The organism is Spirochaetales bacterium (assembly GCA_016930085.1).
Taxonomy (GTDB): Bacteria; Spirochaetota; Spirochaetia; order SZUA-6; family JAFGRV01; genus JAFGHO01.
The window spans coordinates 1-23,121 of record JAFGHO010000061.1 but is presented as its reverse complement, the minus strand read 5'-3'; the positions used below and the strand labels follow the sequence as shown (position 1 = coordinate 23,121).

Here is a 23,121-nt window from a genome sequence, read left to right as displayed (position 1 = left end):
ATGACATTGCCCGGGACGCACAAAATTCGAATCAAACCGTATCTCATGCTTACAATGGAGAATGAGCGGATATTTATCGGGGCTTCCAGCCGATTCAGAATCGTCATTGAAGATCCCGTTCAGGTTCAGGCTTTTCTACACCTTTATCCGTTTCTCAAGGGTGAATACTGCTTCCGTGAAATAACGAGCCGGGTGGATGAAAAGTATAAGGAGCATGCCGGGGTGCTTGTCGAACGTCTATGGGCCGATAATCTTTTGGAAGACACGGCAAAAGGGGACAATCAGGATTTTTTACCCGAAGAACTCGAGTTATATAGCCGCAATCTCCTCTTTTACGATATGCTGGCGTATCCGGGGAAATCGGCTTTGGATTATCAACGAAGACTCAAGAAATCGGTCGTTACGCTTTTCGGATTGCATGGCGTAGGAGCGCAAATTCTCCTGATGCTCAATCAATCGGGAGTCGGCACCATCATCGGTGTGGATACGGGGAAGGTCGATAAATTTCATCTCAACAGCAAAATACTTTATCAACTCAGGGACATTGGTAAAGACAAAGGAGAAGTCCTCACGAATCGCCTGAAGGAATTGAATCCATTCAACGAATTCAGATACCTGGATTACGAAAAATTACGCAACAATTCCTGCGGGTATGACACACTCATCCGAAATTCCGATTGTATGGTTTTCTGTCTGGAATTGTTGGCAGGCGCCCAGGAGTTCATTGAAAGCGTATGTATCCCATTTAATATACCCCATTTGATCGTCGGCAAGTACCGGCAGTACGGTTTTGTCGGTCCCCTGTTTATTCCCGGTCAGACGGCTTGTTATGTCTGCCGGCCGGAATTGACCCAAAAAATTTGGGAGCACGGTGCGGACAACATCGGCATCATAAAAAAGCTTCAATTCTTGAATAAACCTATCGAATTTTCACCCATCGATACATTGATCGGCAATTACGCAGTCGCCGACCTTATACGATATTGCACGAAATTGGAAAAACCCTCTTTGTTGAATATGCAATTTTTTTACGATAGAAACATCAACATGTGGTCGAACAAATCCGTTTATAGAAATGAGCATTGTCGTCATTGCCGGGGCGAACGGACGGATAGACCGCTTGTATCGATTAATTCACACCTGGCAATTCATAAGGAAGATATACTTGAAATCGTTCATTTCGATCGGGAAAAAGACAACCGGCAACAGCCTCTGCGTTATAAAGTGAAAGGCGAGGGCCACACCTATTATCTGTCGTTATCTGAAGAGCAATACCGCTTTTTATTTCTGATTAAAACCGGTCATACTATCGAAGCGGCTATGAATTTTCTTCCGCAGCTGAACGATTCGGATGCGGCCGGAATAATAACATTGTTATGTTGTGCACGATATATCAAAGCGGTAAAAGGTTATGAAATACAGACAATCGAAATAAAAGACTATTTTAATATTCATTTAAAACCGGTCCGGTTTACCATCGAAAAGGAAAAGGAGTATTACGCACTTCAGGGGGAAAAGGGACAAATACTTTATTTACCGGAGGAAAGCAAAGAAGCCTTGATGTTGCTGGAGGATAACGGCTTGGAGAAAATGAAGGCGCATATAATACAAAAATACAAAGCCGATAATCTTGATATTTTTCCGTTATTGGAAAAATTATACCGAAACGGTTTTGTCGACCATCTGATTCTATCATGAGGAAAAGCGATGCCGATACGGAATACTGATAATTTATTCGGAATATTTTCCGGAATATACGATTTGTTCGAAAAAGAAATAATCCCCGGTGATCTGTATTACGGATTCTATACCAGAATCTACGATTATATGGTAGGCGGGGTGAATTCTGATTTGCGGATATATCGTGATCTTCTGGAAAACCGTAAAGAAAAGAGCGTATGCGAGTTTGCGTGCGGAAGCGGACGGTTATTGCTCGAGATTGCAAAATCGAACGGCGTCGAAATTACCGGTATCGATTTGTCGGCCGACATGCTTGAAATTCTTCGTGAACGGATTGCTTTCCATCCTCTGGAGATTGAAAAAAGAATCGAACTCGTACAGGGCGATATGACGACGATCAAACTAGGGAAGAAGTTTGACATGATCTTTCTCGGGGCATGCAGTATCTGTCTGCTTCATTCCCGGTCGCAAATATTATCTTTTTTTGCCAACGTTCTCACGCATTTGAAACGGAACGGCATATTTGTTTTCGATTATCAGATTCCCGATTTCGACTGGATTAAAGCAAATGACGGGAAAATTAATTTTATACCGGTCAATAATTCGTATCCTAAACATTTCATGCTCATAGGAGAAAAGTATTTTATCGACAGGCGGTATTCCATCCTGAATTTCTATAATGAATTGGTCGAAGCGGACGGGATGACAAAACGCCACCTGGGCGCCACCAGGAAAGCGATCGTCGACGGAGAGGAAATAGAGCAATTGATCGTTCAAAGCAATCTGGAAATTACGGATACCGTGACGGTGAGATCGGAGCCGGATACGTGCATCAAAGGCATCCGTTATGTGATTTGCCGGCCGGGAAATTAAGCGGGAAGGGAAATGAAGCAGCCATTGCAATCGCATCTGAAAAAACTTATTTTGGAATTCCCACTTATTCAGCCCTATACGACGGTTCCGTTTTCCATGTTCGAGGCCGGAAACATTCCGGAAGGTGAAGGTATCCATGTGTATGATGAAAACGGCAAATGTTACATCGATGCCGCCGGCGGCTTGTGGAATGTAAGCTGCGGTCTCGGAAATAAAACAATAATTGATGCGATCGTCAATCAGTTGAATAAACTGGCTTACGCGCCCTTGTTTTGCGGCAAACATCCGCCGGCTGTGCGGCTGGCCGGCCGGCTCAATAAAATATTGCCTTCTCCTCTAAAAAAAATATTCTATACCTGTTCCGGTTCCGAGTCCATTGCCGTTGCCGTCAAAATTGTCCGGGGATATTTCAGTTTGAATTCCAACCGGAAAAAAAATATGATCGTCTGTCTGAAGAACTGTTATCATGGAATGTATTACTCCCGCAGTGGTACGGAAAGCGATATCGACGAGGGATTGCATCATTTTCAGCCTGATATACCAGGATTTATTCATATCAATCCGCCTTACTGCTACCGGTGCCCTTATGGAGAGAAACATCCTTCGTGCGGGCTGGTTTGTGCCGTGGAACTCGAACAGGTGCTTAAAAAAAATAAGGGAAGAATCGCCGCTTTTATGATGGAACCGATTATGGGATCGGCCGGTATTATCATCCCCCCGGCAGGCTATTTGAAACGCGTGAAACAAATATGCGGACAAAACGGAATTTTCATGATTTTCGATGAAGTCGCCACGGGCTTTGGCCGGACCGGAGAAATGTTCGCGGCTCAGCTCTTCAATATATCGCCGGATATCATGGCTTTATCCAAAGGCATGAACAGCGGCTATCTGCCTTTGGGCGCAACGGTATTTTCGGATGAAACAATTCTTCCCTACCTGGAACATAATATCGCTTTTCCCCTTGGTACGACCCAGGGTGGTAATCCGGTATGCTGTGCGTCCTGTCTGGCAACTATCGATTATATCGAAGAAAAAAACCTGCTTGAAAATTGCCGGATTATGGGGGAAATCCTGTTGCACGGGTGTCTTGAACTGCAAAATAAATGCCGCCATATCGGAGATGTTCGAGGACGAGGCCTGATGATCGGTATCGAACTGGTTCTCGATAAAAAAGACAAAATGCCCGTCGAGAATCGGCATATCCATGCAGTATGTTCGCTGCTGCGTGAAAATGGCTTGATCGTCTATCCCTCTCCTGTCGGATTCAGCATGTTCCCTGCTTTAACTATTACTGAAGTAGAAATCCGGCAGGTTCTCGAAAAGCTGGCATTGTTGGTTAATATTAAATTCTAGGCAAAGGCGTATGAAAACGGCAGTAGATATAATAGAAAACGAAAAGCCTGAAATTATTTTTGTTTTTCCTCGGCTCAATGATGCGGGAAACCGAATCAAAGCGTTTACCTATTCTTTAGGTAGCGGTTATATTCGCGCTTATCTCAAACAGCGGCAAATCGCCAGCCTGCAATATATCAATTATTCTCCCGGTACCGTACGTGAAGTTGCCCTCGATATCCTTTCTTATGGTTCGAACTGGGTGGGTTTCACCTGTTTCGATGATACGCTTTACTATTGCAGTATCCTGGCAAGTGAGTTGAAAAAGCTTCTGCCGGAGATCCTCATCGTTTTCGGCGGTCCAAGCACGACACTGGCGGACATGCTTATCATGGAGCATTGTCATGCAGTCGATGTTTGCAGCAGGCGCGACGGAGAGCTGACATGTTACGATTTGCTCCAAAAATATCGCAGCAAGGAAAATTTCCGTTCGATTCGCGGTATTACATTTCGGGCAGGAAGGGAAATTGTCAGGAATCCCGACAGGGTTGAGGAATATTGTGCAAAAAGAGAAAATGAACTCGATGTTCTCCCATCACCGTATCTTACCGGGATGTTTCCCGTTGAGGTAGGCGATGGTAATGTGCCTTTCGATACCGCCGTCCTGACCGCAAGAGGCTGCACTCACAAGTGCACTTACTGTACCAACGCCGCAATAAATATGTTTAAAATCCGATATCACTCCATCGATCGGGTAATAGACGAAATCGGATATCTGGCCAGTAACTTCGCGATAAAAAAGCCGATCCTTTTTTTTGATGATGCATTTACACTGAATATAGTGCGGGCCAAAAAAATATGCCGCCGTATTATCGAGGCCGGGCTCGATTGTATCCGGTTTGAATGCATTACACGCATCGATAAATGTGATGAAGAATTGTTTCACCTAATGGTTCAGGCCGGTTTCCAGAGTGTCGCTTTTGGATTGGAAAGCGCATCGGTTAAAGTATTGAACCTTATTAAAAAGGTGAGAAACAAACGGGCGGTCAATAATGATTATACTCCCGAAAAACGGTTCCTCGATACGATGCAAAAAAATATAAGATATTCGCTTTCATTTGGATTGAGTGCCGTGGTGAGTATCATCTCCGGTCTCCCCGGTGAGACGGCCGGTGAAATGAGAACGACATTGGATTTCATTAAAGAGCTTAATGTCCCTTATTATAATCACAATTATCTGAATGTAATTTATGGGACTGAGTTGTTCCGTACATGTGACGACTATGGAATACAAATAATTCCGTCCCCTTTTCTGCTGCCTTTTAAAATCGAGTTTGCTTATGATGTTTTTAGCGTTCCGCCCCTGCCGAATTCAATCGTCCACCATACATTAAGGGAAGAAGACGTCCGATTCAACAGGCATTTTATATCCGTCTTCAATACAAATAACGATCTGTTTACGGACGAGTCGATTGTTGTTATTGATTCCACCAAAGAAAACGATTCGGCTCTCTATAGCTGGCTTTCAGTCATTTTACATTTCAACAGCAGTCTTTTTATCGTGGATGAATACTGGACGTATAAAGCATATACGGATCGATTTGAATTATTTTCACGTTTCTGTGTTCCGGCCATAAGCTATAAAATGGTAAAAAAGAGTGATAACGGGCGTGGATTTTCCAATAAATCATGTACGAGTTATATGGTCAGGAGTTTTCTTGAAACCATTTTACAGACAAAGCATTATACTTTTCAAGGGGAGATCCCGTCCGAATTCACGCTTCAGCCTTATGATGAAGACGTTTCTGTTCCGGCAAATGAAGGGCGGACGATCATCCTTTTTTTCGATTCAGCCGATCAGATTGAGGATTATTTGACGATCAAAATCTCAGACATTAATGAAATTGTCCTTGATAAAAACAAAATTCGAGCCAAAAATTTCCTGCTTTTGAATAAATGCCGCTGGACGTACAATGGTAAGTGCGGTGTTTACGGACTGAATAAGTTGATCGTCCGTAACGGAAAAATCCATCCTTGTTATACGGACTGTCCTGTTGGAAATGTCGGAGATAAACCTGAAGCGATCAAGCTGAAACTCGAAACCATTCGAAAAGAAACGGAAAAAAAGCGGGGCTGTAAAGACTGTGCATTATACGAAAAGTGCGCTCGATGCCTGTTTTTACCGCCGTTTTTAACTGATGAGCAATATTGCCGGATAATGAAACAGTATCGAAATGATTGGGCGGTCTGGGAAATACCGGGTCTCATCTTCGAGATGATTAAAAGCAATATCCTGGATTCAGCAATGACGGAAAGAATGACAGTAACATGGCTGAATCTCGGATTCACGTCATCCGAATGGCGGTATAAGCCGGATATTTCCTTTCCGGATGGTCTGCTTCAGGTTTCAGTCGACGGGAAACATTATTTTTATTATACCATGAAAATGCAATTCATGAAATTATCGGATGTCATGAAAAGAATATGGGACGAAATTCACGCCGGAGTGTATGATTGGCCCGCCATTTATTCTCATTTGGCCGGATGTTTATCGATCTCCGAAACCGCTTGTAAAAATGCATATCAGAGAATGAAAGAGGGAATAGCGGTTTTACATAAATAATCAGGCATGAGAATTATGAATATCGACTATGGAAGGAGAAAAAGATGCAGAAATATTCGGTCGTATTTGTCTCGCCTCAATATGAAGATTTGAAAAACTCTTTTATGGGGATTACCAATAATATAGGGGCAGCCTATATCAGGGCTTACCTTAAAGCCCGCAATATCGAAACCATGCAATATATCAGAACACCTGACGTGACTTTACCCGTCATCGTGGAAGAAATTATGTCCTATAATACATCTCTGGTAGGTTTTACCTGCTATGACAAGACGTATTATATCAATAAACTGATTTGCAGGGAATTGAAAAAACTCAATCCCGACATCACGACCATTTTCGGAGGGCCGACACCGTCATCGGCGGATTATCTGATTATGGAAGACGAACCGGAAATCGATATCTGCGTACGTCACGAAGGCGAACAGACCATGTACGAGTTGATCGACCGCCTCTCACGGAATCTTCCGGTCGATGACGTACAGGGCATAAGCTACCGAAAGGATGGCAGAATAATCAGAAATGCCGATCGTCCCCAATTGGCGTCCGGTGAAAGAGGAGGAGAGCTCGATTTTTTACCTTCACCCTATCAGATGAATATGCTTTCGACGGATACAGCGGTTGTTCAATTGGTTTCTTCCCGGGGGTGCCCGTACAGCTGTATTTTTTGTAACAATTCGATTATGGGAAGACATAACATACGCTATCATTCGATTGACTATATAATGAAAGATTTGAGATATATCAATGTGGCCGCGAACGGCAAACCTGTAACGGCTTTTTTCGTGGACGATGCTTTCACTATCAATATCAATCGGGCCAAAGAAATTTGTAAAAGAATAATCGCTGAAAATTTTACGAATCTCAGTTTTATCTGCCAGACACGTATCGATTATGCTGACGGCGAACTTTTTTCGCTTTTTAAAGCAGCCGGTTTCACGGAGATTGCGTTCGGTCTGGACACGGCCTCGCCGCGATTATTGAATCTCATAAAGAAGGTACGAAATACAAGCGGAGAAAAAGACGGCTATGCCAAAGAAAAAAAATTTCTGGACGATTACAGGAATAATATACGACTGGCACGGGAGGAAGGATTGGACACCTATGTGAGCGTCATTTTCGGATTACCGACCGAAACGGAGGACGAAGCAAGGACGACGCTTGCATTTGTCCGGGATTTAGCGGTCAAAGGATATACTCACAATCTGCTGCAGGTATTTACCGGGACAGAAGTAGCCAATCGCATCGGCCCGGACCATATTGCTCCAACCGCTTACCTGCTGCCTTATAAAGTCACATATCCCTACGATGTCCATAAACTTCCCCATCTCGACAATTCCATGCATAGAAGGCTGTTTCTCGAAACAAACCACAAGGACCATATGGATTTTTTCCATCTATGGGGACTATCCGCCTGTACCGAACGCGAACGGGCTTTACGTATTGTCGGTTTGGAAAATTACAAGGCACCTCCGTCCGTGGTACTTGCCGATTTCCTGAAGAAAAATATAAAATTAGATACGATTTTCTTTTTTATTGATAATACCGTGCAATCGGATGAACAAGATATACATACACAAGAACTTGCTATGATGGAAGTCCCGTTACGAAAATACAATCAGGTGCGTATCTCGACTCCTTCCCCGGGATTACCGCCAAAAACGATAAAGGTAAATGATCTTTTCACTGAATATCAACGTGAAGAATTCGATTTCACTTACCTGCTTGAACCATTTTCCGGCTTCAGTGAAGAAGTCGAAAAATACAATACGATACATATTAAACAAATAAATAGCGAAAAAAGTCTGAATGCTTTCATCGAGGAAATGGAAATACTCACGAGTTTTGATATACACGAGATTCCGAAACTACTCGAACATTATTATTATATCGAAGATAAATGCAGATGGTCTTGCGCCTTTTGCCGGGCGCGACGGTTGCATTCTCTCTTTATCAATGAAAATGAGAAAATCAGACCATGCCTGCATGGTCGCTCGATCGGTACGGTACAGGATACCGTCGATGATCTTTTCATCACGATTAAAAATATAGAAAAAGAAATGATCGACAGAAGAGGGTGTAATACCTGCGCGGTCGAACATGTTTGTTCGAAGTGTCTTTTTTTACCGGATTTTTTATCCGAACGGGAATACTGCCGGATAAGAAAGGAATATCCTCATATATACAAGACGGTGGAACTGAAACAAATCGCGTACCAGATATTGTTTTACTCAAAAACCGGACAATTGAAATTCGACGCATTCCACGAACTTCAGATCTCCGGTTTGTTTTCGAATTTGTTCTATACAGGTGAGAAAATTTCATGTTCTAATCACGGGAATTACCGCGTGCGGAAAGATTATATTTTATTTCGTCTCGATAACAATTACTTTTTTTACAATATTTCCAAAACCCGATTGCTTCGATTAAGCGATAAATTGGCATGTATTTTCGAATTTATGGATAACCGGCCCGGCTGTGACAAAGAAGAGTTATCGGTCTGGGTGAGGGAAAACTACAGGATGGATGAAAGCGAGGCATCTCAGATGCTGGATAAAGCTTTGCTGATGCTAAAAAACATGAATGTCATTAATATCGATTGAATCCGAAAGAAGCTTTTCACGTTAAGATAAAGTCGGATGAAGCTTCATTGATCTATAAAAAGTATTACCCGGACTCAAAAGAACATGCTAAGATTATACTACAGATGTCACATCATTTGTTTGTACATGAGAATCTCCTGAACGGAAAGGAACAGTCGTTACGATGATAAACATGATATTCTGGTCATGGTGTTTTCCGCAAACCCTGCTCGGGTTTGTCATTTATTCGTTTTACCGGATACGGGGGATAGTGGTAAAAACGGAAAAATACAACCACGCGACCGTCGTCTATATACGGACGACATTGTTTACCGGTGTGTCGCTTGGTAAGTACATTATCGTCAACGAGACTGAAATCGGAAATCTGACGACGATCAGGCACGAGTACGGGCACACGCGGCAGAGTTTCATCGTCGGCGTGTTTTATCTCGTCGTGGTGGCGGTCCCTTCGATAATTCGTAACATCACCTGGCGGATAAAAAAATACCCTGTCAGCGACTATTACAAAGGGTATCCTGAAGACTGGGCAGACCGGCTGGGAGGCGTGACGCGATGACGGAGAAAACGAAAAGGCAGTTAGGCATCCTCGCGATTTTTCTCTCCATGTATGCAATTCTCATTTTTATCACGTATTCCTTTATCCCGATCGAAAAGCTCCTGCCACCCGGACAGTCGATGCCGGAGGCCGCGGCGGGGATGCCGGTCTGGGTTTTGGGTCTGATCGCGGCCGGGGCCATGTTTCTCATGTACGGATTGCTGGGGCTCGGAGGATATTTCTTTGCCGGAAAACTGGGGATTCCCCCCGTCTTTCGCGAACGGGCCGGGTGGAAGTCCTGGCTGCTCCTGCCAATGGTGCTGGGGCTGGGCTGCGGTATTGTGGTTGTCGTCATCGACCGGGTCTTTGCATTGGCCCGGTCGGGGGAAGGACTGATGCATCCCGGGTTTCCTATATCGCTCGTCGCATCGGCGACGGCGGGCATCGGTGAGGAAATCCTCTTCCGCGGATTCTTCATGGGGTTGTGGGCATTTCTCGCGAACCTGGTACTCAAACGGTGGAACAAAACCGGCGCCGCGTTATGGATCGGAAATGGTATCGCGGCTTTGGCCTTCAGTGCTGGGCATCTCCCTTCGGCGATGGTCCTCATGGGCGCTTCAAGTCCGATGGATATACCCCTTCCGGTCCTGATCGAGGGGCTTCTCCTCAACAGTTTTGTTGGGCTTATAGCCGGAGAGCGCTATATCCGTGACGGGCTGGTCGCCGCGATGGGCGTTCATTTCTGGGCCGATATTGTCTGGCACGTGATCTGGCCGTTGTTCGGGACGGGGATGTAGCCGGCGGCTATTTTTCCTCGAACCGCCCGTCGAACCAGTTGTAGATCGCCTTTATCCTGTTGGTGAGGGATTCAATCCTCCCTTCCGCGATGCCGAAAGGGTTGGACGACTCGAGGCAGGAAAATCCGTAAAAGAGAATATGATTGCCTTCCGGTATCATGATGATGTAGCTTCTCAGGTTGTGCGGATCGATGATGGGAATGAACAGGTACCAGATAAGGGTGAGATTTTCCATTTTCATAAAATGGCACCTTTCATTCGATGAATATTCTATCTCGCAGGTATAGTCACCGAACGACGAATCCTTGAAAAACGCGTAAAGCCGGTCGTTTGCCGGGATCGTCTTGACAAGGGGATCCGGTATCCGTTTCCTGGATGCCGGCGTCTCGATCACATACGCGTCGTGGTAAAATATCCGCATACGCTTCCTGCTTGCCGAATAGTACCGGATTCCCTTCAAGGTGCTGATCGACCGCAGTGTATTATACAGCAGGAGGTTGTGTTCCGGTGTTTCTGCGATATCGGTCTTTTTGGAAGTATGAAGGATAAGTATTTCCACCCCGATTAAGGGATTCATTTTTTTGATTTCCTCTTCCATTCGCTTCCTGTTGTCCGTTTCGGGTACCAGGGTGAGGTTTTCTCCTTTTTTAATGATGCGTGTGATTTCACCGTCGGCTTCGAGTATACGGGCCGTTTCCGGGTCGATGAAAGGGGCAAAAAGACGGTCGTCATCGGTTTTCATATCTTCTGCGCAACAAAAAACGGCAATGCCCAGGCAGATCATTGCTATAACGGTTGATTTCATGCTATACTTAAGGTACAGGATAGCGGATGATATTTCAAGAGAGTGGTTGATGAAAAAATGTGTTGTTTTTACTGGTGGCGGCACCGGCGGACATGTCTTTCCCGGGCTTGCCGTTATCGACCCATTGAGGCAGGCGTGGCATGGTGGTGAGATTGTCTGGATCGGTTCGGTATCCGGAATCGAGAGAAAGATCGTGGAATCGCACGGTATTCCCTATTACGGTATTCCGGCCGGGAAATTGAGACGGTATCTTTCTATCAGAAATTTCCTGGACATGTTTAATGTCCTTGCGGGGGTCGTCTGTTCGGTGTTTCTCCTTCTCAGACTAAGGCCCTTGCTTGTCTTTTCCAAGGGTGGCTATGTGAGTGTGCCGGCGGTTATCGCATGCGGGCTGCTGCGTCTTCCCGTTTTCACTCATGAATCGGATGTCTCACCCGGATTTGCCACCAGGATCAACGCGCGGTTTGCCGAATGTATCCTTACCTCGTTCAGGGAAACATCGGATTATTTTCCTCCTCCGATGAGATGCAAGATCGTCCATACCGGCAATCCGGTGAGGAAATCGATCGCCGCGGGGGATCCGAAACGAGGAAAACGGGCGGTCGGGTGCCCGGAATCACGGAAATTGCTGCTTATTCTCGGGGGAAGCCAGGGCGCGAGGTCGCTGAACAGGGCAATCGATACGATACTCGAACGGCTTCTACGGCAGTGGTTTGTCGTTCATCAAATGGGCGGGAAGTTGTACCGAAAAAGGGAAGTACCGGGGTATTTTCCGGCACCCTTCTTTACCGAAGACCTGCCGCATATTCTCGCGGCGGCGGACCTCGTCGTCAGCAGGGCGGGGGCGAACATACTCTGGGAGCTTGCCGTCTCCGGAACCCCGTCGATACTCATCCCCCTTGTCGATGGAAGCAGGGGCGACCAGATCAGGAACGCCCGGCACTTCATGGCCTGCGGGGCCTCGATTGTCGTCGAAGAGGGTCCCGGCTTTTCGAAAAAACTTCTTGATTATATTGAAATACTTTTTAATAATGATACAAAACGTGAAGAGATGGCCGTCTGCGCAAAGAATACGGGTTTGCCCGATGCGGCGGACGGTATCGTCACGTTAATCCTCAAGCGAGTGAAAGGCGAAGTAGTATGTTAGCGACACTGTTCAATATTTCCATTCTCGATATTATCTTTATCGTCGTCTGGATCGTGGTGACGATCAGGTGTGCGTTCCGCGGTTTTATCGAGGAAGTCCTCTCGATGGCGGGAATCATCCTCGGTATCCTCGGAGCAGTCTTTCTCTCCGGTCCCCTTGCCGTACTTTTGAACAACACGTTCAAACTCGGTATGTGGAGTCAGCTTATCGCCTTTCTGGGGTGTTTCGTCATCATCTACCTTATCGTCAAGGTACTCGAGAGCGTTATCAGAAATATCTTCGACAAACTGAATCTTGAAAAGCTCGACAAGGCTTTGGGTTTTGTTCTCGGTATCGTCGAAGGGTTCCTTCTGATTTCGGTCGCCATCATACTTCTCAATCTACTGACATGGCTTCCTTTTGATCTGAAGACGCTGGTGAAGGAGAGTTTTATCGCCAGGACCCTGATGCCGGTCATTATCCCGTTTACGGGATCACTGGGTACCGTCATGAACGATCTGATCGATCGTTTTTTCGCTTGCATGTGAAGCAGCCGGGATAGGAAACGGTATTTTTGGGATATATCGCGTCGTTCCGGACGGATGAGGTGAAGGGTATAAAGAAACGGGAAGGTAATGTTTGAAAATATAATCGGACAGGACAGTACAATCGCGTCGCTCAGGAAAGAAATCGCGGCGGGAACCCTTCCTCCGGCCATGCTTTTTTACGGACCCCTCTATTCCGGAAAACTCTCCTGCGCCCTCGAGACGGCACGGGTCCTCACCTGTGATAAGGGGAACGGCGAGTGGAGGTGCGATTGCGCGGCCTGTTCCCGGCAAAGGCTTCTGCTTCATCCGAACCTCCTTCTTCTCAGTTTCCGGAATTTTAACGAGGAAATTTCAGCAACCGCAGATGTGTACCTCAAAACGCACAAACATTCGGCACAATTTCTCTTTATCCGTGCGGTTCGAAAATTGCTTTTGAGGTTCAATCCGGTTCTCTGGGAAGGCGAGGAGGCCAGGGTGAGGAAGTACGGTCCGTCCATCGAACAGATTGAAGAAGCCCTGGACGTTCTCGCGGACACCTCCCATTCCTCGGACGACACCTCCGGCGGGGAAGACAAAGATGCGAAAACGGTAAGGAAAACGGTGGGGTCTATTGTGGAACTCTCGGCCGGATTATCTGAGTTTTCCAAAACGGAAAATGTTCCCGTGAATCTGATCCGCCGTGCCGTCTACTGGGCGCATATTACGGCAACGGATTCAAAAAAGGTGATTATTGTCGAAAACTCGGACAAGATGCTCGATGCATCGAGCAACTCACTCCTGAAAGTCCTCGAAGAACCCCCGGAGGATCTCACCCTTATTCTCCTTACCACCCGTAAAGGGGCCTTGATCAGAACCATTCTTTCACGGCTCAGACCGTATCCCTTTTTTCAGCGGGATGAGCGGACCGAGGCGGTCATTCTCGAGAAAATTTTTCATGACCTTTCGGGAGAATACAAAACCTTACGGGAATATTTTCTTGCCTGGAAAAATCTGAACCCGGTCTTTCTGAAATCATTGGCGAACAGATTTCTCGAGTTCGTCCTCGCCCCGGATTTAAGCGAGCCCGAGATTCTCGAGGAAATGAAAGAACTTTTTGGTCAGGGTTCACAAAAAACCGCTTTTTTTTCTTTTTGCGAGGAACTTTTTCAGAGATTCGGCGATATTCTCAAATCATCATCGTCTTCCGGGAACGGGTTCGAACAGATCGAACGATGGGCGGCCCTGTTGCGGCAATCCATAAGCGATGTCGAAGTATTGAATCTCAGTCCTAAAAATATTCTTCAAACCCTTTACTATAAAATGAGGGCCGCGGTATGAAGCAATTTATAAAAAAAGCCTTTTTGATGTTCGACAAGCTGGACAGGGAACAGATCAAAAAGATACTGCAGAATATCGCCTCGGAAAACGAGTTGTTCCAGATGGTCCTCTATTCCATGACCGACGGGGTCATCGTCGTCGACAAGGAGCACAAGATCCAGTTCGTCAACAAAGCGACGAAGCGGCTTATTCCGTTTACCCGGGACGAACTGATCAATGCGAAATTGTGGAAAGTGGTCGATGACAGGGAGATTTCGGCTTTTTTCCGGGACAGCCTTATGAGGCAGGAAAAGGTCGTGGACAGGACGTTTTCTTTGGGAAACGGCCATACGCGTACCGTCGCCTGCAGCCTCATGCCCCTTGTGAGGGAAAAACGGGTTCAGGGGAATCTCATCCATATCGAGGATATCACGGAAAAACGGGCAAAGGAGGCGCGCTTGCGGCGCGCGGAAAGTCTCGCCGCGCTCACGACACTGGCCGCCGGCGTCGCCCATGAAATCAAAAATCCATTGGGTTCGATCGGTATTCACATTCAACTCATTCAGAAGCAGATGAGTGACAGGGAGACGATCAAAACCCGCGATATCAGCACATATCTTAATGTCATCAATGAAGAGGTCAACAGACTCAACAAGGTAATTCTGGACTTTCTCTTTGCCGTACGGCCCATCGATACCGAACTCGAGATCAGGGACCTCAACCAGGTGGTCAATGAGTTGCTCGAGTTTCTCAAATACGAACTCGAAAAGGCGCATGTCGGTCTTGAAGTGAAGCTCGGCCGGATACCCCGTATCGAAATCGATGAAAAGTATCTCAAACAGGCATTGCTCAATATCATTCAGAATGCGCTCTCCGCAATGCCCGAAGGGGGAACCCTCAATGTGGAATCCCGCCGGGACGAGGACAGGGTATGTCTTGAGATTACCGATACGGGAAAAGGTATACCTCAGGATATTATGGACAAGATCTTCGAGCCCTATTTCACGACAAAGGATTTCGGTTCGGGTCTGGGGTTGACGCTGGTGTATAAAATAATAAAGGAACACAACGGCGATATTTATGTCGAATCGAAAGAGGGGAATGGAACGACCTTTGTTTTGAGTTTTCCGATTCCCCAGAAGGAAAAGAGACTGCTTGAATATGCCGGGGAGGAGACGGACGATGAAGTTTAATGTCATGGTCGTTGACGATGAAAAGAATATAAGGGAGGGATTGGGCAAAACACTCGAACTGGACGGATACGAAGTATACCTTGCCGCCGACGGCGATGAAGCGTATCAGCAGCTGAGGGAGACGGAAGTCGACCTGATTATCGCCGACCTCAAGATGCCGAAACTTTCCGGCGAAAAACTCCTGACCATGGTGGTGGCGGAATACCCCGCGGTTCCGGTCATTATCCTGACCGGTCACGGTACCATCGAAACCGCGGTGAAGGCGATGCGGGACGGGGCCTATGATTTTCTCACCAAACCGATAAACCTCGACCGGTTTTCCCTCCTGGTCAAACGCGCACTCGCCAACCGGGAACTTGTCCTTCAGCACCGCGCCCTCCAGGAGGAACTTGACAGAAGAAAACAGAAGCAGTTTCCGAATATTATCGGGAGAAGCGCGGAAATGAAAAAAATATTCGAAATCGTGAACCAGGTCGCGCCCACCAAGGCTTCCGTGCTGATTACCGGTGAGAGCGGTGTCGGGAAAGAACTTATTGCCGACGCGATTCACTATAATTCTCCGAGAAGGGACAAGCCTTTTATCAAGGTCCATTGCGCGGCGCTGAGTGAATCGCTTTTGGAAAGCGAGCTTTTCGGGCATGAAAAAGGGGCGTTTACCGGGGCGATCAGCAGGAAAAGGGGCAGGTTCGAACTCGCCGACGGCGGAACGATTTTTCTCGATGAAATCGGGGAAATCAATCAGAATATACAGATAAAAATACTCCGTGTACTTCAGGAAAAAAAGTTCGAGCGTGTGGGTGGTGAGGAAACCATCGAAGTGAATATCAGGCTCATATCCGCGACGAACCGCGATCTGCTGGAAGGGATACAGAACGGCGACTTCAGGGAAGATCTCTATTACCGGTTGAATGTCGTCAATATCAATATTCCCCCGCTGAGAGAACGTAAAGAGGATTTGATGCTGCTTATTGCCGCGTTTATCAAGGAGTTTTCAAAGGAAAATAATAAAAATATCGACGGAATCGAACCGCGCGCACGGAATTCCCTCTACAATTATTCCTGGCCGGGAAACGTACGGGAGCTTAGAAACTGTATCGAAAGTTCCGTGGTGATGGCCAAAGGTTCGATCATTACATCGGACGATCTGCCCTCGTATATCAAGGCCGACTCGGAAAATTATATCAAGCTGTCGCTGGGAATGACCCTTGCCGAGGCGGAAAAGGAAATTATCCGTAGCACCCTTACCTACCAGAAAGGCAATAAAACCAAAACCGCCGACATCCTGGGAATCGGGAGAAAAACCCTCCACAGGAAATTGCGCGAATATGGATTCAATTGAGGTTATCGGGTTTGAAACAGGCGGTTTTATTCCGATTTGCCTTTTTCTCCGCTTTCTTCCTTTTTTTCCGGTTCGTCGGCTTCCTTTTCGCCTTCTTTGAGTCCTTTTTCAAATTCGGCTTTTGCCTTGCCCAGGGATTTTGCGAATCTGGGTATGGCGGACGCGCCAAAGAGGATTAAAATGGCCAGAACGATGAGGATTATTTCCGGAGCCCCCAAACTGGAGAGGAAAATAGTCGCCATATAGTTCTCCTTATAATAAATAATACATATGCCGTTTCACCTGTTCATTACTCATGATCGATCGGTTTTATGCTTTTGCGTTCTCTTTGTTTTTTCCTTTTTCTCCGGCCCGTTACCTTTGGTGATATCGGGCCCGGCGGTTTCCGGCGGGGTCCGAATGTCATATTCGATTTCCCTGATTTTCCTCGTGACTTCCCTGTTGTAGCGTCGCAGATTGCCATACAAATAGCCGGCTTTCCGGAAAAATCCGGGGAGATCCTCCGGTTTAATGAAGATAATAACAGCCATGAGGATAAGCAGTATTTCCCATATTCCGAGTCCGAACATCGTCTTTTCTATATCCTTGATATAATAGTGGCCCTAAACAACGGCAAAGTCAATGCCCGGGGATAAATAATTGAAAGGTAACGGATCGGTCGAATCGGCTCCGGCCGGTTTACGCGGAGTTTTTCTTTTGTGCGTCGTCCTCGACCCGCACGACTTTCTTCCTTGTATTGAGGTAATGGATAAAACCATATCCCATCATGCTTCCTATCCAGACAATGAGGATCAGATATACATTGGATTCCTTGGGCATGATGACGGATGTTATGGCGATTATACTCAGATAAAAGCAGACGCTGTAGATGAGGGCGAGTATTTTTTTCTCATTCAGACCCATATCGAGAAGTTTGTGGTGTATATGTTCTCTGTCCGGTGAAAGGATTGTCCTCCCTTCACTTATTCGCCGTACGACCGCCGCGAGGGTATCCATAATCGGAACAAGCAGAAGGGTGACGGGCACCAAAACCGTCGCAAAGGACGCGGTTGTCGAAATTCCCATAAGCGGCAGTATTGAAAGGGTAAAACCGATGGTAAGGCTTCCGCAATCTCCCATAAAGATTTTTGCGGGGGGGAGATTGAAAAGAAGAAAACCGGATGTGGCGCCGAAAAGCGTGAATGCGATGATCGAGGTTGCGATCTGACCCTGGATGAGGGATATGATTCCCATGGAAAGTGAGGCAAAAGCGGCGATACCGCCGGCCAGTCCGTCCATCCCGTCGACAAGATTTATCGCATTGGTAATGGCGACAATCCAGAGAATGGTCACCGGATATGCGAATATTCCAAGAGAAATGGTCCCGACGTATGGTATCGGCAGGGACTTTATGGTGAAACCGGCGAGCGTGACAAAGGTTGCCGCGATCATCTGAACGGTAAGCTTGACGATGGCCTTCTGGCTTTTCACGTCATCGACCAGTCCGAGGACATGGATCATCACGATGCCGGCGATAATGGGAATATACCGTGGTTCGAGGAGATACAACATGGTTTTGCCTGAATTGAAATAGGCGACAAGGGAGACGGTAAGGCATGTTGTCATGAGAGAAATAAATATACCCACTCCGCCGATACGGGGGATAAGCCCTGTGTGAATTTTACGTTTATCATGATTGTCGAACAACCTGAAACGGATGGATGTCCTGATAATAACAGGGGTAATGAGAAAGTTAATGATAAAGCCGATAAATATCGAACTCAACGGTATATACATCGTTTCCATACTGTATTAAAGTATAACACCCTTTCTTAAAAAAACAGGATAATTAACAAAAAAAAAGAAAAAAATAACATATAAAATGCCAAATAACCCCACTAAATATTTCCTGTTCTTTTTCTTTCATACTCCCGTATCCTGGCAAATGACTCGTTTATCTTCTTTGTGATTTCCGTTGCTATCTTTAATTTATTCGGATTGTTGGCGAATTTATCCGGATGATACTTTCTGAGCAGTTTTTTATATGATTTCTTTACTTCCAGGAAAGAACTGCCGAAAGGAACCTCGAGATTCGCATAATCCTTTTTCAGATTGTCCGTTTCCGGTTTTTCTCGGCTTCGATAATTGTCCCTTCCTCTTTCGTACCGCCGTTCTTCATCGCCCCCGGATTTTCCCTCATTGAGGAACGCATCGAGTTCCTCCCATGCATCCTGGAGATCGGGATCGTAATACCGCTTTTTTGTATTCTCGTACGAAGACGAATCGAACGGATCGTCATTGATGACCGACCGGAAAAGGTTCACCAACCTGTCAAATATCTGATCCAACTTTCTTCCTCTACTTCAATAACATTAATTCCATAAAAGCATAATCAATTGAAAAAAAAATTACAATCCAAAAATACGAAAATGAAGCCCAGTACGCCTGATTTTCTCAAAAAAAACCGTTTCTATTCGAAAAAAATCCTGTGCAGCCCCTTTAACGCATTATCGACTTCTTTATCCGGGACGACGAATGAAAGATTGGTGTCCGATGAACCGAGGGATATCATTCTGACGGGAATTTCGGTAAGGCTGCTGAATACCCGTGAAATGATCTGGGGATTTTTCCAGAGACCGAGGCCGACGAGACAGACGATGCTCTTGTCGCCTTCGATCGTGATATTTCCGATGTTCTCGAGTTCCCGTGTGATCTCATCGATATGTCCCGTATTGTCGATTGTCAGCGAGACCGATACCTCCGAGGTGGCGACGAGGTCGACCGATGTTTTATACTTTTCAAAGATTTCAAATATGCGTCTCAGAAAACCATAGGCGAGCAGCATTCTGTAGGAGGTAATGTTGATAACCGTAATGCCTTTTTTACAGGCGAGGGCTTTGGGCCCTTCCGAGGGAACCTCGGCGACGATCCATGTGCTCTCACCGCCCGGGTTGCCGGTGTTCCGAACGGTAACCGGAATTCCGAGACTCGTCGCCGGCTGAATGGTCGACGGGTGGATGACCTTTGCCCCGAAATAGGCGAGTTCGGCCGCTTCTTTGTAGGAAATACGGGGGATTGTCGTCGCTTTTCCGACGATACGGGGATCGGAGGTCATGATACCGTTGACATCCGTCCAGATCTGGATCTCTTCGGCACCGAGCGCCGCGCCGATGATCGCCGCCGTGTAATCGGAACCGCCCCGTCCGAGAGTGGTCGTAATGCCGCTTTTGGTCGATGCGATAAAGCCCTGTGCGATATAAAGTTTCCCGGACGAGGGTTTGATCCTGTCCCTGATGAGCGAATTGGTCAGTTCCTTGATGGGTTGCGCATTGGAAAATGTGCTGTCTGTTTTGATAATCTCCCTGGAATCGATGAAAAAGGTTTCGATCCCGAGTTCCCCGGCGCGATGGGCGATAATGATTGTCGAAAAGAGTTCTCCGAATGCCAGAATCGCGTCATTGCTTCTGGGCGTCCAGTCGCGGAGAAGGGATATCCCCTTGATGAGGGAACCGAGTTCCTTGAAAAGGTGCTCGAGTGATTCGGTACACTCACTCAGATTCCCGCCGGTGATGAACTTCCGCGCGACTTCGAGATGGGAGGCCTTTATTGTTTTTAGTATTTCAACCGCTTTTTCCCGTTCGCCGCCGCCCGCGAGATGTGCAATCTCCTGCAGCCTGTCCGTTGTCTTTCCCATTGCGGAGGCGACCAGAACCGGCGCCCGGCCGAGTTCCTTCCCGGTTATGGCGATGGCTTTGTCGATCCATTCCGCATCTCTTACCGATGTGCCGCCGAATTTTAATACAACCATTGTCTCTCCTTGCCCTCCCTGTTCTTCCGAAAGCTTGTATTCGCGACGTTTCCTGTTGAACCCTAAGATCACCTCCGGCCGGTCTTATCATGATAACCTGAATATCGGATTTTTTTTATTTGATGTAACTATACATGATCTTCGGATCGGCAAACCGTACCATGTAAATCAAAGGCTGTCAAGAGAATGGATTATGCCGTGTATGGGGCTTTTTTATTTTCGGGGGTTGATTCGCAGTACTCTTTTTTTGTATAACTATGCATACGATGACCGGACGTTCGGGATTGTCGGACTTTCGTGAGGTATACGGCTTTCGGTTTAAGGAATTGACAACGTATGGAAATAAAAATAATCGGCGCTGGCGCCGTCGGGTCCCTTATCGGGGGGCTCCTGAGTATCAAAGGATCGGATATCTTTTTTTTAAAAAACCCGGAAAATAAAAGCACGCCCTCGAGCCATAATCTGCGGATCGTCCTTCCGGACAGGTGGCTCGTTGTGGAGGGGATCTGCAAAGATGGAGAACGGAAAGCGGACATGCTTTTTGTGACGTTAAAGCGGCACCAGGTAAGGGAAATCACAAAGGAATACCTTCTTCCATATATGGAAGATGAAAAAAGCGAAATCATTTTCTTCAATTGTGATATCTTCGACTTGAGCAATTTCAAGCCGGGTAATACCCCGATTTCATTCTGTTTGAGTCTGCTTTGTTCGGTAAAGCTTCAATCCGGCGATGTCGAATTATGTTCCTCTTCTTCTTGTCTTATTGTCGAAAAAAAGAAACATCTGAAAAAACTCTTTGCCCCGCTCAAGGATTTCGGTATCAAGGTGTTGTGTGTCGATGAGTTCGAGCCATACGCGAACTCTTTTTTTCTTACACAACTCCTCTTTCTGCCTGTGGCGATGTGCAATACGACCCTCTCGCACTTTCTGTCTTACAGGGAAGGAAGGGAACTCGCCGTCCGTGTCCTTCATGAGGGTATCAAAACATTCGAAAAGACCAGACTGCCCCTGGGAAGACTCCCGCTGCTCGATCCCCAGGATCTCATGATTCAGCTTCAGAAAAAGCCGGGAAAATACGATTCGGCGCGCTATGAAGCGGACAGGTCGTACAACAGCCTTCTTCAGTCGATTCTGCTCGGCAAGCAGACGGAGGTCAGGGAACTTAACGGCAGGTTGATCACCATGGCAAAGGACGCGGGGGTCGATCCCGCATGGAACTGGGCGCTTATGCAAAAACTAAGCAGGGTACAGCGAATCGGTTTTTATATGAATCCGGCGGAATTGCTGAAAGGGATCAAATGAGTTTTTCCGAACGGCACGAAATAGCTGCTTGATTATTTTAAGTTTCTTTACTATCCTGTGATATTGATATTAATACAAAGGATACAAATCATGAAGAGGAAAGTCAGTTTTTTTACAATGGTGTTGACGGCAATCATTGCCCTGGTAACGGCAGGATGCAGCGGAAACCGTGTCGAAGGCCCCGCCATAAAATTCGACAAGCAGGTATATAATTTCGGCGAGGTCGATGAAGGGACACAGGTGGAACACGCTTTTTCATTCTCGAATCCCGGCAGCGAAATGTTGATCATAAAAAATGTTCATCCCACCTGCGGTTGTACGGTAACCGGTGACTATGACAAGGAAATTAAACCGGGGGGGCGCGGAAAGATTCCCCTGGTGTTGAATACCCGTGGATATCAGGGGGACGTGGTAAAGACGATCCGTGTTGAAACCAACACGAGCGACCCCCAGCCCATGAATCTGACACTCGAAGGCACGATCAAGGTGCTGGTCTCAATCGATCCCGGGACACTCTGGCTCGGGAATCCGAACTCGAAAGATGTCACTCTCGCGGGCAGCATGACGATCAAAAACAACATGAACGCCCCGATGAAGATAGAGAAACTCACTGCTTCGAACGGCAGGACGAATATAAATCTCGTGACCGTCAGGGAGGACAAAGAGTACAGGATAGAGGTGACCGTGAATCCGCCCCTTGTAGAGGGCCATGTGCGCGAAACAATCCATCTTAAAACAAGCCTGAAAGAAAAACCGGATATCGATCTCGTTTATGCGTATTATCTCCCGCCCCTTCTCGATGTCAATCCAAAGGAGATCTTTATCCAGCCCGAATACATTCAGGACACACCCCAGAGCAGGGTCATCACCATCAACAGCCGCTTTGAGAACCCGATCAGAATCAGTAATGTGGTGACTCACGGTAAAAATTTCGAACACTCGATCGAGGAAGTGACACCGGGTAAGGCCTATCACATTATATTGAAGTTCAATCCCGGTTTTTCCTTTGAAGAAAACGAATTCGTCTATGTCACCTTTCAGGTAATGAACGCGCCGAACGATCCGGTATTCACCATACAGGTGAGAGAACCGGTTAAAAACTAACGATGTCATACCGGCCATACGGATGAAAGAGAAACCGCCGGTGTTGTTCCCCGACTCCGGCGGTTTCACGTATATTCCCGCAAGACGTTTCCCCTTTACCGTTTTCCCTGCTCCCGTCTTTATCCGGCAGAATTCGGTACTTACCGGCAGAATTCGGTACTTACCGGCAGAATTCGGT

At 46.6% G+C, this 23,121-nt stretch carries 20 protein-coding genes; 14 read left to right on the top strand and 6 right to left on the bottom strand.

Annotated features, from left to right (window positions below; translation table 11 throughout):
- The 7 genes from JW881_10395 (at position 1) to JW881_10365 (ending at position 10,443) form a co-directional block, all read left to right on the top strand.
- Positions 1-1,698, top strand: coding sequence for a ThiF family adenylyltransferase (locus JW881_10395; protein ID MBN1697911.1), 1,698 nt, complete (start codon positions 1-3; stop codon positions 1,696-1,698).
- 63 nt (positions 1,699-1,761) lie between these two features.
- Entirely contained in the window at positions 1,762-2,553 is a 792-nt protein-coding gene (locus tag JW881_10390) for a class I SAM-dependent methyltransferase (protein MBN1697910.1), read from the top strand.
- A gap of 12 nt (positions 2,554-2,565) precedes the next feature.
- Positions 2,566-3,906 (top strand): aspartate aminotransferase family protein, encoded by a 1,341-nt coding sequence (locus tag JW881_10385; protein ID MBN1697909.1) that lies wholly within the window; start codon positions 2,566-2,568, stop codon positions 3,904-3,906.
- Positions 3,907-3,916: 10 nt separating this feature from the next.
- On the top strand, positions 3,917-6,508 hold the full coding sequence (locus JW881_10380; GenBank protein MBN1697908.1) for a B12-binding domain-containing radical SAM protein: 2,592 nt from the start codon (positions 3,917-3,919) through the stop codon (positions 6,506-6,508).
- Between the two features lie 44 nt (positions 6,509-6,552).
- Complete coding sequence (locus JW881_10375) at positions 6,553-9,111, top strand: radical SAM protein (GenBank protein MBN1697907.1); 2,559 nt, start codon at positions 6,553-6,555, stop codon at positions 9,109-9,111.
- Positions 9,112-9,274: 163 nt separating this feature from the next.
- Positions 9,275-9,667, top strand: coding sequence for a hypothetical protein (locus JW881_10370; GenBank protein ID MBN1697906.1), 393 nt, complete (start codon positions 9,275-9,277; stop codon positions 9,665-9,667).
- Positions 9,664-10,443, top strand: a complete 780-nt coding sequence (locus tag JW881_10365) for a CPBP family intramembrane metalloprotease (GenBank protein MBN1697905.1) — start codon at positions 9,664-9,666, stop codon at positions 10,441-10,443. The genes JW881_10370 and JW881_10365 overlap by 4 nt, the downstream gene beginning before the upstream one ends.
- 7 nt (positions 10,444-10,450) lie before the next feature.
- Here the strand turns inward: JW881_10365 and JW881_10360 are convergent, their stop codons facing one another.
- On the bottom strand, positions 10,451-11,248 hold the full coding sequence (locus tag JW881_10360; GenBank protein MBN1697904.1) for a hypothetical protein: 798 nt from the start codon (positions 11,246-11,248) through the stop codon (positions 10,451-10,453).
- Positions 11,249-11,297: 49 nt separating this feature from the next.
- Between JW881_10360 and murG the strand changes: the two genes are divergently transcribed.
- The 5 genes from murG to JW881_10335 all read left to right on the top strand — a co-directional run bounded on the left by murG (position 11,298) and on the right by JW881_10335 (position 16,750).
- Positions 11,298-12,395, top strand: coding sequence for an undecaprenyldiphospho-muramoylpentapeptide beta-N-acetylglucosaminyltransferase (murG, locus tag JW881_10355; GenBank protein ID MBN1697903.1), 1,098 nt, complete (start codon positions 11,298-11,300; stop codon positions 12,393-12,395).
- Positions 12,389-12,922 carry a CvpA family protein gene (locus tag JW881_10350; protein ID MBN1697902.1) on the top strand — a complete coding sequence of 178 codons (534 nt, stop codon included), beginning with the start codon at positions 12,389-12,391 and terminating at the stop codon, positions 12,920-12,922. The genes murG and JW881_10350 overlap by 7 nt, the downstream gene beginning before the upstream one ends.
- Before the next feature lie 87 nt (positions 12,923-13,009).
- Positions 13,010-14,239: a hypothetical protein gene (locus tag JW881_10345; GenBank protein MBN1697901.1), complete on the top strand. Its 1,230-nt coding sequence runs from the start codon at positions 13,010-13,012 to the stop codon at positions 14,237-14,239.
- Positions 14,236-15,411: a PAS domain S-box protein gene (locus JW881_10340; protein ID MBN1697900.1), complete on the top strand. Its 1,176-nt coding sequence runs from the start codon at positions 14,236-14,238 to the stop codon at positions 15,409-15,411. Before JW881_10345 ends, JW881_10340 begins: the two co-directional genes overlap by 4 nt.
- Positions 15,401-16,750, top strand: coding sequence for a sigma-54-dependent Fis family transcriptional regulator (locus tag JW881_10335; GenBank protein ID MBN1697899.1), 1,350 nt, complete (start codon positions 15,401-15,403; stop codon positions 16,748-16,750). The genes JW881_10340 and JW881_10335 overlap by 11 nt, the downstream gene beginning before the upstream one ends.
- A 26-nt stretch (positions 16,751-16,776) precedes the next feature.
- Here the strand turns inward: JW881_10335 and JW881_10330 are convergent, their stop codons facing one another.
- The 5 genes from JW881_10330 to JW881_10310 form a co-directional block, all read right to left on the bottom strand.
- Positions 16,777-16,992, bottom strand: coding sequence for a twin-arginine translocase TatA/TatE family subunit (locus JW881_10330; protein ID MBN1697898.1), 216 nt, complete (start codon positions 16,990-16,992; stop codon positions 16,777-16,779).
- 51 nt (positions 16,993-17,043) lie between these two features.
- A complete protein-coding gene (locus JW881_10325; GenBank protein MBN1697897.1) occupies positions 17,044-17,319 on the bottom strand; it encodes a twin-arginine translocase TatA/TatE family subunit in 276 nt (91 codons plus the stop codon).
- 109 nt (positions 17,320-17,428) lie between these two features.
- A complete protein-coding gene (locus JW881_10320) occupies positions 17,429-18,526 on the bottom strand; it encodes an undecaprenyl/decaprenyl-phosphate alpha-N-acetylglucosaminyl 1-phosphate transferase (GenBank protein ID MBN1697896.1) in 1,098 nt (365 codons plus the stop codon).
- A 101-nt stretch (positions 18,527-18,627) separates the two neighbouring features.
- Positions 18,628-19,077: a DnaJ domain-containing protein gene (locus tag JW881_10315; protein ID MBN1697895.1), complete on the bottom strand. Its 450-nt coding sequence runs from the start codon at positions 19,075-19,077 to the stop codon at positions 18,628-18,630.
- Positions 19,078-19,199: 122 nt separating this feature from the next.
- Entirely contained in the window at positions 19,200-20,537 is a 1,338-nt protein-coding gene (locus JW881_10310; GenBank protein ID MBN1697894.1) for an aspartate kinase, read from the bottom strand.
- 336 nt (positions 20,538-20,873) lie between these two features.
- Between JW881_10310 and JW881_10305 the strand changes: the two genes are divergently transcribed.
- Complete coding sequence (locus JW881_10305) at positions 20,874-21,839, top strand: hypothetical protein (protein ID MBN1697893.1); 966 nt, start codon at positions 20,874-20,876, stop codon at positions 21,837-21,839.
- 90 nt (positions 21,840-21,929) lie between these two features.
- Positions 21,930-22,943 carry a DUF1573 domain-containing protein gene (locus JW881_10300; protein MBN1697892.1) on the top strand — a complete coding sequence of 338 codons (1,014 nt, stop codon included), beginning with the start codon at positions 21,930-21,932 and terminating at the stop codon, positions 22,941-22,943.
- Positions 22,944-23,121: the final 178 nt, after the last annotated feature.

Excerpts from the sequence above, each read along its gene's own strand:
- JW881_10395 (MBN1697911.1), top strand. The coding sequence starts at position 1 with ATGACATTGCCCGGGACGCACAAAATTCGAATCAAACCGTATCTCATG.
- JW881_10385 (MBN1697909.1), top strand. The coding sequence starts at position 2,566 with ATGAAGCAGCCATTGCAATCGCATCTGAAAAAACTTATTTTGGAATTC.
- JW881_10380 (MBN1697908.1), top strand. The coding sequence starts at position 3,917 with ATGAAAACGGCAGTAGATATAATAGAAAACGAAAAGCCTGAAATTATT.
- JW881_10375 (MBN1697907.1), top strand. The coding sequence starts at position 6,553 with ATGCAGAAATATTCGGTCGTATTTGTCTCGCCTCAATATGAAGATTTG.
- JW881_10370 (MBN1697906.1), top strand. The coding sequence starts at position 9,275 with ATGATAAACATGATATTCTGGTCATGGTGTTTTCCGCAAACCCTGCTC.
- JW881_10365 (MBN1697905.1), top strand. The coding sequence starts at position 9,664 with ATGACGGAGAAAACGAAAAGGCAGTTAGGCATCCTCGCGATTTTTCTC.
- JW881_10360 (MBN1697904.1), bottom strand. The coding sequence starts at position 11,248 with ATGAAATCAACCGTTATAGCAATGATCTGCCTGGGCATTGCCGTTTTT.
- murG (MBN1697903.1), top strand. The coding sequence starts at position 11,298 with ATGAAAAAATGTGTTGTTTTTACTGGTGGCGGCACCGGCGGACATGTC.
- JW881_10350 (MBN1697902.1), top strand. The coding sequence starts at position 12,389 with ATGTTAGCGACACTGTTCAATATTTCCATTCTCGATATTATCTTTATC.
- JW881_10345 (MBN1697901.1), top strand. The coding sequence starts at position 13,010 with ATGTTTGAAAATATAATCGGACAGGACAGTACAATCGCGTCGCTCAGG.
- JW881_10340 (MBN1697900.1), top strand. The coding sequence starts at position 14,236 with ATGAAGCAATTTATAAAAAAAGCCTTTTTGATGTTCGACAAGCTGGAC.
- JW881_10335 (MBN1697899.1), top strand. The coding sequence starts at position 15,401 with ATGAAGTTTAATGTCATGGTCGTTGACGATGAAAAGAATATAAGGGAG.
- JW881_10330 (MBN1697898.1), bottom strand. The coding sequence starts at position 16,992 with ATGGCGACTATTTTCCTCTCCAGTTTGGGGGCTCCGGAAATAATCCTC.
- JW881_10325 (MBN1697897.1), bottom strand. The coding sequence starts at position 17,319 with ATGTTCGGACTCGGAATATGGGAAATACTGCTTATCCTCATGGCTGTT.
- JW881_10320 (MBN1697896.1), bottom strand. The coding sequence starts at position 18,526 with ATGTATATACCGTTGAGTTCGATATTTATCGGCTTTATCATTAACTTT.
- JW881_10310 (MBN1697894.1), bottom strand. The coding sequence starts at position 20,537 with ATGGTTGTATTAAAATTCGGCGGCACATCGGTAAGAGATGCGGAATGG.
- JW881_10305 (MBN1697893.1), top strand. The coding sequence starts at position 20,874 with ATGGAAATAAAAATAATCGGCGCTGGCGCCGTCGGGTCCCTTATCGGG.
- JW881_10300 (MBN1697892.1), top strand. The coding sequence starts at position 21,930 with ATGAAGAGGAAAGTCAGTTTTTTTACAATGGTGTTGACGGCAATCATT.